Below are 13,030 nucleotides of genomic sequence, written 5' to 3' on the forward strand. Positions count from 1 at the left end.
AAATTAATCAATATGAAAAAAATTACGTTGCTACTTTTCCTTCTTGCAATGAACAGTATTTTCTGTCAGATAACAATGAAAGGAGTGGTTAGAGATACACTGAAAAATCCATTAGATTTAGCCAATATTATCGCCATAAACCAAGAAACAAGTGCCTTAGAATCCTACGGAATTACTGATGAAAAAGGCACCTATTCTTTAAAACTTAAAAAGAATAACAGTTACAAGATTCAAATAAGTTTTATAGGAATGAAAACTTATGAACAGGTTATTTCTGTTAAAGAAAATAATCTTACAAAAGATTTTATACTACAGCCAGATAATTCATTAGACGAGGTTGAGATAACTTATGAAATGCCAGTAACGATTAAAGGTGACACGTTAATTTATAATGCAGATTCTTTCAAAAACGGGACAGAGCGAAAACTTGAAGATGTGCTTGAAAAATTACCTGGAGTTGAAATTAATGAAGATGGACAAGTTGAGGTAGAAGGAAAAGTTGTAAATAAACTTATGGTAAATGGTAAAGATTTTTTCGACGGTGATACAAAACTAGCCACTAAAAATATTCCTTCAAATGCTGTAGATAAAATTCAAGTCCTTCGAAATTATGCTGAAGTTGGACAATTAAGTAGCGTACGTAATAATCAAGATAATGTTGCATTAAATATCAAGTTAAAAAAAGGAAAAGAAAACTTTTGGTTTGGAAATGTTACTGTTGGGGGAGGTTCTTCTCCAGATGAGGGATTATACCTAGTACAACCAAAACTCTTTTATTATAGCCCGAAATACAGTATTAATTTTATTGGAGATGTAAATAATATTGGTGAAGTAGCTTTAAATAGACGTGATATTCGTGGATTCGGAGGTGGATTCAGAGCTCCTAGTAGAAGCAGTGGAACAAGTATTAATCTTGGGGATAACAGTCTAAACTTTCTTACAAGTCAGAATAATGCATTAAAGATTGAGAATAACTTAGCAACTGCAAACTTTAGTTATTCTCCCAAATCAACATTAGACTTAAGCGGATTTGTTATTTACAACAACAGTAAGATTTTATCTAGAGAAACCAGTTTTGTTCAATACACGAATCAAGAACTTGGTATTCCTGATGAACGAACAGATCAATCGAGTACAGAGAGATCAGACCAAGGTTTAGTGAAGTTAAGTGCTTCTTATAAACCAAATGTAAACAATCAAGTTGATTATGATATAATTGGTAGAATTTCAAAAGATACCCAAGATCAAAATTTATTTTCATCTGTCATAGGTACAACAGCTCAATTAGATGAGGTAACGCCTTACAGTATAAATCAAAACTTGAATTATTACTATACATTAGATGAAACCAATATTTTCGCTTTTGAAGCTCAACATTTAATCAAAAATGAAGACCCTTTCTATAATGCGGTTTTGACTAATACAGCAGGAAACACAGATCCTTTTGATTCCACTGCGGATGCTTTAGGATTGGATACTACTCAGGATAATTATAACATTAATCAAAATAGAAGAATAAAATCGAACCAATTGGACGCGAAATTAGATTACTATAATTTGATTAATACAAAAAGTAATATCAACCTAACACTTGGAACCATTATTAGTAGTCAAAAATTCAATTCTAATATCTTTCAATTTTTGAACGACGGTACTGCTTTTAATCCAACTCCAATAATTAATGACTCTAAAATTGTTAACGATATTGAATACAATTTCAGTGATATTTATTTAGGAGTTCATTACCGATTGAAAGCCGGAAAATTTACCATAACTTCAGGATTTTCATTGCACGCTTATGGAAATCAAAATACACAATTTGGTCAGGAATTTGGAGAAGATTTCTTTAGAATTTTACCAGATTTTGAAACAAGAATTCAATTTAAGAAAAGCGAAGCTTTAACTTTTAGATACGAGATGAGAAATCAGTTTACTGATGTAACTCGTTTAGCTGAAGCTTTGGTTTTTAATAACTTCAATAGTATTCAGTTTGGAGAGCCAGAATTGCAGAATGCATTATCTCACAATTTAAGTTTATTTTACAGTAGTTTTAATTTGTTCAATTATACAAACGTATTTGCTAGAGCTTCCTATTCAAGTAATATCGATCAAATTAGAAGTTTAACTACATTCGAAAATGTAATTCGAACCAGTACATTTTTCAATTCAAATTTTGCAGATGAAAATGTTAATCTTTTTGGTAGAGTTCAAAGAACATTTGGAAAATTTAGAACAAGTTTGAATGTTAATTTGAACTACAGCAAAATTAATCAGTTTATTCAAGGAATTCAGTCTTTAAATGAAGGATTTACACAAACATATACACCAGGAGTAAGAACAAATTATTTAGAAGCTCCAAATGTAAGTTTTAGATATAGATATAGCGTTACTAATAATAACCAAGGAAGCAGAAAAACTACTTTTATAACAAACGCTCCATCGGTTGAATTTGATGCTTATTTATGGAAATCTGTAACGTTTAGAACAAATTATACGTATACAAATCAAGATTTAGGAGACGGAAACTCACAGTCATTCCAAAATTGGGATGCAACCATATCGTACAGGAAAGATAGAGACGCAAAATGGGAATATGAAATCAAAGCCACCAACTTATTAGATATTGATTCCCAGGTGCGAAATAGTGCGAATAACATTTCAGTATTTAGTTCTGAAACATTCATCCAACCCCGATTTATAACATTTAGGTTTGTTTATAACTTATAAACTAAAAATATTGGTTTATTTATTTGAATTAATGAAAACTCAGGCCTAAGTAGCTGCCCAAATAGGGCAGCTTTTTTTATTCAAATTCCCAAAGAATTTTTTTCCGATTAGAAATAGCTTCATTTAAAAACGTATAACAAAGTTGAAATTCAGATTTAAATTGTTCTGCTTTAGATAGTGTTTTTATAATGTAATTTTTATTGTTTATTTCCACTGTCGGAGTAACATCTAATAACAAGTCTATTTTTCCATAATCCTCTGAATAGCTTTTTATTTGAATTTTCTCTCTTAGAAATTCGTAATTATCTTCAAAGTATAAATCACCTTCAATTGAAGCTTCAATGTCATTAATTTTTATAGATAAAATTTCATTCTCTAAATCATTTTCATCGTAAAGTAAATGCACTAAAGGTAGTTTGTGGTATTCAGATATTAATTGATTTTCTACTTTTTGCAATACGTTTTTAAGCTTTAATGGGTTTCTTTCTCTGTCTTCTAGTTTTTCACTTTTTTTAACAAATTTCGAAATTAACTCATCAAAGCTTCTTTTATTGGATTTTCCCGTGAGTAAATCAGAGATTTGATTTAAAATTTTACTTTTTTCTTTGGTAGGAATTGATTTATCGCTGTTAATAATGATTTCCCCATAAGAATTTGGAGTAATAATTTCTATTTCACTTTTACTCAAAAATGAAGAAAACTTGAGATAATAGTCAAATATTATTTCTTCCAAAAATCGTCAAGATAAATATGAACTTTCGATACTATCAACATCAACATATAAATCTAAATCAATTCCCATAGTTTCTTATTCTTTATTATAAACTTATTTCGCTCTCTGAACTAATTCTAATTTTTCAATTGAAGTTTTTGTAGTGAATAAACCGTAATTGATAAATGCGTTTTTCTTTTCAATTTTATCAATTGTACCAACAGCATTTCCATCTACTAAGCGCACACGATCACCAGTTTTAAAAACGTATTCTGCTTTTGCCTTTGCGATTTTCTTCGCTTCTTGTTTTTTCTCCTCTCTTACTTTTACAACTTTTTGTAAAACTTCTTGTTCTACTTTTTTAATCGCTTCTTTTTGTTTTTCAGCGATTTCTTTTTCTTTTACTTTCTCTGTTTTCGTTTTCTTTTTAGGCGGATTACGTTTCGTGTATTTCGTTTTTTCAGCAGCTACCCATTTAAAGAAATTTGTAGATAATTCCTTTTTATTATTCGTTTGGAAGTATTTATTCAACAATTCGTTGAGTCTTCTTCCTAAAGATAACATACGTTGGTTGTTATCATATAACTCTTGGAAACCTTCTAGTTTTTCTCTAATCTTAAGTTCTTTTTCTTGTAAACTTTCTAAATGTTCTTGTTCTTTAGATTTTTGCTTCTCCAGAGTATCGGAAGTTTTCTGTAACCTATTTCGTTCTTTCTGAAGCTTAGAAATGGTTTTATCTAAACGAACTTTTTCACTTTCAACTCGCTTTTTTGCTCTATTAATTAAGCTAAATGGAATTCCGTTTTTCTGAGCAACTTCAAAAGTAAACGAACTTCCAGCTTGACCAATAAACAGTTTATACATTGGTTCTAATGTTCGTTCATTAAATTGCATATTGGCATTCGTTACATTTTCCAATTCATTTGCTAATACTTTTAGATTGGCATAATGCGTAGTTATAATTCCGAAAGATTTTTTCTCATAAAACTCTTCTAAAAATATTTCAGCCAAAGCTCCTCCTAATTCAGGATCAGAACCAGTTCCGAACTCATCAATTAAGAATAACGTTCGATCGTTACATTTTCTTAAGAAATAACGCATGTTTTTCAATCGATAACTATAAGTACTTAATTGGTTTTCTATAGATTGGTTATCTCCAATATCTGTTAATATAGTATTGAACAAACTAGTTTCACTTCTTTCGTGAACTGGAATCAATATTCCACTTTGAAGCATTACTTGTAATAATCCAATGGTTTTTAATGTAATACTTTTTCCTCCAGCATTTGGGCCGGAAATTACAATGATTTGCTGTTTTTCATTTAAAGCTAACGTTTGAGAAATAGTATCAATTCCTTGCTCGTTATTCTTTCTCCATAATATTGGATGATATGCATCTCGGAAATAGATTTTCTTCTCTTTTGTAATTTTAGGCAATAATCCATTGATAGCTTGTGCATATTTTGCTTTGGCGGCGGCTAGATCTAAATGAATTAGAAATGAAATATATTCTTCTAATAAAGGTGTAAATGGTCTAATTTCTTCTGCTAAAGTCCTTAAAATCTTAATAACTTCTTGTTTTTCCTCATAAAGTAGATTTTGTAATTCTCGACTAAAAGAGAGAGTTGCTTGCGGAGCTATATAAACTATGTTTCCTGATTTCGAAGATCCTAATAAACTTCCTTTTACTTTTCTACGATGCATCGCCAAAACAGCTAAAACACGCTGATTATCAATGATTGATTCTTTAATGTCATCTAAATATCCACTTGCTAAACTACTTCCTAAAGCTTTAGAAAAACTACCTGATATTTTTCCTCTTACAGAATTAATATTTTTTCTAATCTGTTTTAGAGTAGGAGAGGCGTTATCTGCTATTTCTCCATAAGAAGTGATGATTTTTCCAATAGCATCCGAAACGAAAGTTGTGAATTCAATTTCTTCACTTAAATTGAAAAGAGAAGGATAATATTCTTTGAATTTTTTTAAGAATTTCTTCTGTTCATTCACAGTTTCTGAAACAGAAGCGATTTTTAAGTAAGCTTCTGGTTCGAGATAACTATTTTCAATATTGAGTCTTTTAATAGATTCTGTAATGTTGTCAAAACCATGATTTGGAATTCTATTCTCATTTTGAAATGATGCCAAATATTCATTAACTAGCTGTAATTCAAAAAACAATTCTTCAGTATCTCCATACGGTGCAATATTAGAAACGGCATTTCTACCAAGTTCTGAAATACAAAACTCACTTACTTGTTCTAAAACGGTTGCAAACTCTAAATCTTGTAATGTTTTTTCTGATATATTTTTTTTCAATTTCCTATTTTTGAGAAGAACAAAAATAACAAGAATGCAAGGAAATATCGCGGAAAGTTGGAAACATATTTTACAACCAGAATTTGAAAAGCCTTATTTTCAAAACTTAACAGAATTTGTTAATGAAGAGTATGCAAATTTTACTTGTTATCCTGATAAATCGAATGTATTTGCTGCTTTTAATTTCTGTTCATTTGACGATGTGAAAGTGGTTATCATCGGGCAAGATCCTTATCACGGAGTTGGTCAAGCAAATGGACTTTGTTTTTCAGTTCATGATGGAATCTCACATCCACCTTCTTTAATTAATATTTTTAAAGAGATTGAAACTGATTTGGGAATTGCATATCCAGAATCTGGAGATTTATCTCGTTGGGCAAAACAAGGAGTTTTATTACTTAATGCAACCTTAACTGTAAAAGCTCATGAAGCGGGAAGTCATCAAAAGAAAGGTTGGGAGCAATTTACAGACGCAGTAATCGCTTCTATTTCTCAGCAAAAAGAAGATGTAGTGTTTTTACTTTGGGGAGGTTATGCGAAGAAAAAAGGAGCGAAGATTGACAAGAAAAAACATTATGTGTTAACTTCAGGGCATCCTTCGCCTTTAAGTGCAAATCGAGGTTACTGGTTTGGAAATAAACATTTTTCGCAAACCAATGAGATCTTGTCTCGCAAAAAAATATCGGTTATAAATTGGTAAAGTATTAGTGTTTTTTAGCTTTTGGAGGTAAACATCCACATGGTGGCTTTTTGCGTCTTACTACCTTTAAAACTATTTTCTTTTTACCGTACTTTTTGTAGTATTCATTCAAGTTGAGAGTTTCTCTTTTTTTACCATCAACCATGAAGAATATTTTATGATCAAGTAAGATATCGTTCAAAATAGTTACGTTGAATTGTAAATGCTTCTTTTCTTTATTGATGTAATTATAGGGTAAGAATAATTTATTGATGTTATCTTTTTTATTCAAAGCTCCAACTCCAGAAGCACCTTTTGCGTTTTTAATGATCCTAGTGTTCCTCCAAGGAAAGTCAGGAGATTCCACTTTAAATGGAATTAAATAAACGTTTAACTTATCGAATGAATCATCATAATGAACAGGAATGTAATCAATATGGGTTTCTTTAAGTATGGAATAATCTAGGTACACAAGTTGATTAGGATTTAAACCGTCAAAAGTGAAGTTGTCAGGAGTAATTAATCCAATATCATATATATCGTTATCTTTATTACCAGTCTTCGATTTTTTCACAACTGGAGGAGACGAGATATAATATTTAGAAACGTAAAAGTCTTTAAACTTCTTTTTTTTAGATTTATTTTTTTGATGTCCAAAAGGAATTCCAGAGACTTCTTGGTTTTTGGTATTCCAGCTAAAACCATTCTGTTTTTTTACTGAAATTATACCGTCTTTATATCTCGGGCTAACAATTTTACCACTATCGATGATAATGCTGGTGTTACAACCATACAATGAAATTTGTTGTTTACTTTTATGAGGTAATGTACTGTTCGCGATACTTAAACTTATATATCCAGTTTTATTTACGTCGTAATTGTTTTGTGATTGTACATTAAAAAAACACAAAAACAAAAAGCAGTAAAATGTGAAAATACTAATAGTTGATTTCATTTTGATGGACTTTTAAATTCAATCAAACTTATTGATTTCACAAAAGAAAGTTATTCTTCAAAACTATGAGAGTGTATTTTTTGGGTATAAGAAATGTTATTTTGGTAATAAGAAAATTTAGTTTTGAATTTTATTCCATTGCAATTTGAGGTAAAATTGTTTGATTATAATAGGGCAGTGTAATCGCATCTAATATATCTTCTGTTACATCAGGATAATTTACTTCTACTATTTTATCAGACTTTATCCATTTCTCAATTTTTGGTAATTGTTTTTTGTTGAGTTTTTTTAATACAGGAACTCCCATTTCTTTTAAAGCCAAAGCATTGCATTGTTGTTCATATTGGTTTTTCATTGGAATAACCATTAGTTTTTTACGTAAAAACAAAGCCTCTGCCGGTGTTTCAAATCCTGCGCCACAGAATATGCCACGTGAGGAGGCAATACTTTTTATGAATTCTTTTCCGTCAATCGGACGAATAATTACATTATTATGTAACTGAAATTGATTGGTGTGTTTTGAGAACACTTCCCATTTTACTTTTTTGAATTGAGAAAGTATCTTAATTAGCTTTTTGTCACCGTAAGCAGGTAAATACACGGTGTAATGTTCTTTTTTTGTAATATTCTTATGTCGGATTTCTTTCCTGATAATAGGTAAGAAAGTCGCAGAAGAATACGTTTTAAAGTGAAAACCGAATTTATTTCTAGCTGGGGCGTAATATTTCAAGATTAGCTTTTCAAACTTGAAACTTCCATATTTAGGAGCTTTTTCATCGGCTACTGCGTTTTGATGGCTCAATGAAATAATAGGAACATTCCTCAGTTTACAAGCCCAAGCAGAAACAGGCTCAAAATCATTAATTACTAAATCATATTCCTTAATAGGTAAAGATTTAATTTCTTTCCAAAGTTTTCTGAATTTTGTCTTTTTCAGAGTTTCCCACAAATCTACACCGCCTTTTTTACCGAAAATAAAACTCAAACCATAAAGTTTGTATTTTATCTCAAACGGAAATTTTAATTCACATTGATATCCACTGACTAAAATGTCAACATCAGCCCGTTTTTGTAAATACGGAACAATTTCTAACGCTCTACTTGCGTGTCCATTTCCTGTTCCTTGGATTGCGTATAGTATTCTCATTATTTGAAGGATTTTTTAATATTGAATTCCATAAGTAAATCTTCAAAAAGCTGACTATTAGTTTGTTCATCTTTTACAAATTCTACGTTCGATACTTCAATAGTTTCAGGGACTCTTTTTGCTAATTCATCTTTTTCATATTCATATAATTTCCATTCTTTATTGCTGTATTCTAACGCAGTCAAATTTTCAATCCAATCACCTGAATTTAAATACAATGTTTTTCCTTGTTCATTTTTTATAACTCGCATTTCTGGCTGATGAATATGACCACAAACAACATATTCATAACCATTATCAATTGCAATATCAGAAGCGGTAGTCTCGAAATTATTGATAAACTTAACAGCACTTTTAACACTGTTTTTAATCTTTTTACTAAATGATAAACGATTGTATCCTAAAGCTTCACTAATCCAGTTAACACCAGTGTTTAACATTATTAGAGAATCATAACCGATTCCTCCAAGTTTTGCTAACCATTTTGAATGTTGCATGGTAACATCAAAAATATCTCCATGGAAAAACCATCCTTTTTTACCATCTATATCGAGTACAACTTTGTTCACGATTTCAAAACTCCCCAATCGAAAACCTTTGAATTTTCGTAACATTTCATCATGATTTCCTGTGATGTAATAAACCTTAGTTCCAGAAGTAATAAAAGACATTAATTGTTTAATCACTTTCATATGAGCTTTTGGAAAGTAACGCTTATTGAATTGCCAGATATCTATAATATCACCATTAAGAATTAAAGTTTTCGGATTAATGGTTTTTAAATAATTGTGAAGTTCTGTTGCTCTACAACCAAAAGTTCCTAAATGAACATCCGATATTACAACAATATCTAGCTTACGTTTTTTACTTTTTTTCATTCTTTAGTTCTACATGTCTTCAATTTGAGTTAATCACGGTTTAGCTTGAAAACATTATTTGGGTAATTAATTTGTACTAAAGTATGTTTATAGTTTAATGGATTGGTAAAGATTTAATTAATAGATTGTTATATAAAACTGAAGAGAATGTAAGTTTTGTAAATTATGTGTAAATAAAAAGCTCGGATTTTTATCCGAGCTTTTATAATTTAATATATTTTGATTTTATTTGTTGTGTAAAACCCAAGTTCCTTTTGCTATCAAAGGAAGTGCTTGTTTATATTTAACTTCTTTCTCTTCACCAGACATTACATTTTTAATAGTAACGCGTTCGTTACGTCCGATTTTAGGTTGTTCTCTTACAACTGTTTCAACAACTTGTTGTTCTTGTGTTTGTTGATTACGAGCATTACTAAATGCTTGCTGAGTTGAGTTTTGAACTTCGTCTTTACGTAAATTTAATTTTTCTCTTTGTTGTTCACGAGCTTCAGAAATCTGAGATTCATCTTCAGTAGGAAGTTTTCCTTTGAATAAGAACGAAAGAACCTCTTTGTTGATTTTATCAATAGTTTCTTGGAAAAGTTCGAAAGCTTCGAATTTATAAACCAATAAAGGATCTTTTTGTTCGTATGTAGCATTTTGAACTGTCTGTTTTAATTCATCCATTTTACGTAAATGATCTTTCCAGTTCTCATCAATAATTGCTAATGTGATATTCTTTTCAAAATCATTAACTAAAGATTTAGCTTCTGTTTCGTACGCTTCTTTTAAATTAGTTACGACACGAATAGTTTTAGTGCCATCTGTAAAAGGAACTACAATTCTCTCATATCGATCCCCTTCATTTTCGAAAACATTCTTAATAACAGGGAATGCCTGAACTGCATTTCTATCAGCGTCTTTTTTATAGTTTGCCGAAACTATTTTATATAACTCATCTACTAAAACTTGTTCATCTTTGCTATTGAATTCATCTTCGGAGAAAGGGGAAGTCATTGATGAAAAACGAATTAATTCAAATTCGAAGTTTTGGAAATCCTTATTTAATTTATTTTGACGAACAACAGCATCACAAGTATCATAAATCATATTTGCGATGTCTAATTGAAGTTTCTTACCATCTAAAGCATGACGACGACGTTTATAAACAAACTCACGTTGAGAATTCATTACATCATCATATTCTAATAAACGCTTACGAATTCCGAAGTTATTTTCTTCAACTTTCTTTTGAGCTCTTTCGATTGATTTTGTGATTAAACGATCTTGAATTACTTCTCCTTCTTTTAATCCTAATCTATCCATCATTTTTGCAATTCTTTCCGAACCGAATAAACGCATTAAGTTATCATCTAAAGCAACGAAGAATTGAGAAGAACCGACATCTCCTTGACGACCAGCACGACCGCGTAACTGACGGTCAACACGACGAGAATCATGTCGCTCTGTACCAATGATAGCTAAACCACCTGCAGCTTTAACTTCGTCTGATAATTTAATATCAGTACCACGACCAGCCATGTTCGTTGCGATAGTTACTTGTCCTGGTTTTCCTGCTTCTGCAACAACGTCGGCTTCTTTCTTGTGTAATTTCGCATTTAAGATATTATGAGGAATTTTGCGCATTGCTAACATTCTTCCTAATAATTCTGAAATTTCAACTGAAGTTGTACCTACTAATACTGGTCTATTTTCACCTACAAGTTTTACAATTTCATCAATTACAGCGTTATACTTTTCACGAGTAGTTTTGTATAATAAATCTTCTCGATCATCACGAGCAATAGGTTTATTTGTTGGAATTTCAACCACATCTAACTTATAAATTTCCCAGAATTCTCCAGCTTCCGTAATTGCAGTACCAGTCATTCCAGAAAGTTTACGATACATTCTAAAGTAATTTTGTAAAGTTACAGTAGCGAAAGTTTGAGTAGCATCTTCAATTTTTACATTTTCTTTTGCTTCAATTGCTTGATGTAAACCATCAGAATAACGACGTCCGTCCATAATACGACCAGTCTGCTCATCAACAATCATTACTTTATTATCAACAACAACATACTCAACATCTATCTCAAATAGTGTGTAAGCTTTTAAAAGCTGATTCATAGTATGAATTCTTTCACTTTTTACGCTAAAATCTCTATATAAATCTTCTTTAAGTTCTGCTTTTTTTTCAGGTGTGCTTTCTGCGTTCTCAATTTCAGCAACCTTGATGCTAATATCTGGTAATACAAAAAAGGTGCTGTTTTGAGTTTTGTCAGATAAATGAGCAACACCTTTATCTGTTAAGTTTATTTGATTATTTTTTTCTTCAATAGTAAACCAAAGATCGGCATCTACTTCGGGCATTAACTTATTATTATCCTGCATGTAGAAGTTTTCAGTTTTTTGAAGAACTTGTTTAATTCCTTCCTGAGATAAGAATTTAATTAACGCTTTATTTTTTGGTAATCCTCTATAAACCCGCAACAATAGAAATCCACCATCTTTTGTGTTACCTTCTTTTAAAAGTTTCTTAGCCTCGGCTAAAACACCGACTAAATATTTATTTTGTAGTGAAACTAAATCGGATACTAAAGGCTTTAGTTCATTAAATTCATGAAGGTCACCTTGCGGTACTGGACCTGAAATAATTAACGGAGTACGAGCATCATCAATCAATACAGAATCAACCTCATCTATAATTGCGTAATTTGGAGCTCTTTGAACTAAGTCTTCTTTAGAAGAAGCCATATTATCCCTCAAATAGTCGAAACCAAACTCATTATTTGTTCCGTATGTAATATCTGCATTGTAAGCTTTTCTTCTTTCTTCAGAATTTGGTTGATGAAAATCAATACAGTCGGTTGATAAACCATGGAACTCGAAGATAGGAGCCATCCATGCACGGTCACGTTTTGCTAAGTAATCATTTACGGTAACAACATGAACTCCTTTTCCAGAGAGAGCATTTAAATAAACAGGTAGAGTTGAAACTAAAGTTTTCCCTTCTCCAGTCATCATCTCTGCAATTTTACCTTGATGTAAAACAGAACCACCAATTAACTGAACGTCGTAATGTATCATATCCCAAGTAACTTCTTTACCTGAAGCGTCCCATGAATTTGCCCAATAAGCTTTGTCATCCTCTAACGTAATATGTGGTCTCGATCCAGATAATTCACGATCAAAAGGGGTTGCTGTTACTTCAATTTCTTCATTTTGCGCGAATCGCTTAGCAGTTTCTTTAATTACTGCAAATGCTTCTGGCATAATATCAGATAAAACTATTTCTGAAGCATTGTAAGCGTCGTCTTTTAGTTTGTCAATTTCGCTGTAAATTGCTTCTTGACGATCAATATCAGCAGTCTTAACTTCCTCTTCTAGTTTTGAAATTTCATCATCAAATTGTTGAGTTGCCTCTTTAATTTTTGATTTGAATTCAATTGTTTTATCTCTTAGTTGATCGTTGGTAAGACTGGCTATTTGATCTTCAAAAGACTTCACTTTATCCACAATTGGTTGTAGTGATTTTAAATCTTTCTGTTGTTTGTCTCCAACAAATAGTTTAATAAAAGAATTTAAAATGCTCATTTTGAGTATGTTTTAATCTGAATTAATTCAGTGTGTA

General features: G+C 31.0%; 8 protein-coding genes. 2 read left to right on the top strand and 6 right to left on the bottom strand.

What is annotated here, in order from left to right; all coding sequences use genetic code 11:
- Positions 1 to 12 precede the first annotated feature (12 nt).
- On the top strand, positions 13 to 2,727 hold the full coding sequence (locus tag BTO06_RS05905) for a carboxypeptidase-like regulatory domain-containing protein (RefSeq protein ID WP_100924416.1): 2,715 nt from the start codon (positions 13 to 15) through the stop codon (positions 2,725 to 2,727).
- Between the two features lie 76 nt (positions 2,728 to 2,803).
- Here BTO06_RS05905 and BTO06_RS05910 read toward each other — a convergent pair whose 3' ends face one another.
- Together BTO06_RS05910 and BTO06_RS05915 are read right to left on the bottom strand one after the other, a co-directional pair.
- On the bottom strand, positions 2,804 to 3,415 hold the full coding sequence (locus BTO06_RS05910; protein ID WP_100924417.1) for a hypothetical protein: 612 nt from the start codon (positions 3,413 to 3,415) through the stop codon (positions 2,804 to 2,806).
- 138 nt (positions 3,416 to 3,553) lie between these two features.
- Entirely contained in the window at positions 3,554 to 5,758 is a 2,205-nt protein-coding gene (locus tag BTO06_RS05915) for an endonuclease MutS2 (protein WP_100924418.1), read from the bottom strand.
- Between the two features lie 34 nt (positions 5,759 to 5,792).
- On the opposite strand from BTO06_RS05915, the gene ung reads away from it, so the two are divergent.
- Positions 5,793 to 6,458, top strand: a complete 666-nt coding sequence (gene ung / locus BTO06_RS05920; protein WP_100924419.1) for a uracil-DNA glycosylase — start codon at positions 5,793 to 5,795, stop codon at positions 6,456 to 6,458.
- 4 nt (positions 6,459 to 6,462) lie between these two features.
- On the opposite strand, the gene BTO06_RS05925 is transcribed toward ung, so the two are convergent.
- The 4 genes from BTO06_RS05925 to secA form a co-directional block, all read right to left on the bottom strand.
- Positions 6,463 to 7,392, bottom strand: a complete 930-nt coding sequence (locus BTO06_RS05925) for a hypothetical protein (protein ID WP_157811756.1) — start codon at positions 7,390 to 7,392, stop codon at positions 6,463 to 6,465.
- 130 nt (positions 7,393 to 7,522) lie between these two features.
- A complete protein-coding gene (locus tag BTO06_RS05930) occupies positions 7,523 to 8,539 on the bottom strand; it encodes a glycosyltransferase family protein (RefSeq protein WP_100924421.1) in 1,017 nt (338 codons plus the stop codon).
- Positions 8,539 to 9,417, bottom strand: coding sequence for a UDP-2,3-diacylglucosamine diphosphatase (locus BTO06_RS05935; RefSeq protein WP_100924422.1), 879 nt, complete (start codon positions 9,415 to 9,417; stop codon positions 8,539 to 8,541). Before BTO06_RS05935 ends, BTO06_RS05930 begins: the two co-directional genes overlap by 1 nt.
- 225 nt (positions 9,418 to 9,642) lie before the next feature.
- Positions 9,643 to 12,993 (bottom strand): preprotein translocase subunit SecA, encoded by a 3,351-nt coding sequence (gene secA / locus BTO06_RS05940; RefSeq protein WP_100924423.1) that lies wholly within the window; start codon positions 12,991 to 12,993, stop codon positions 9,643 to 9,645.
- Positions 12,994 to 13,030 lie beyond the last annotated feature (37 nt).

This window comes from Tenacibaculum sp. SZ-18, from assembly GCF_002813915.1.
Lineage (GTDB): Bacteria > Bacteroidota > Bacteroidia > Flavobacteriales > Flavobacteriaceae > Polaribacter.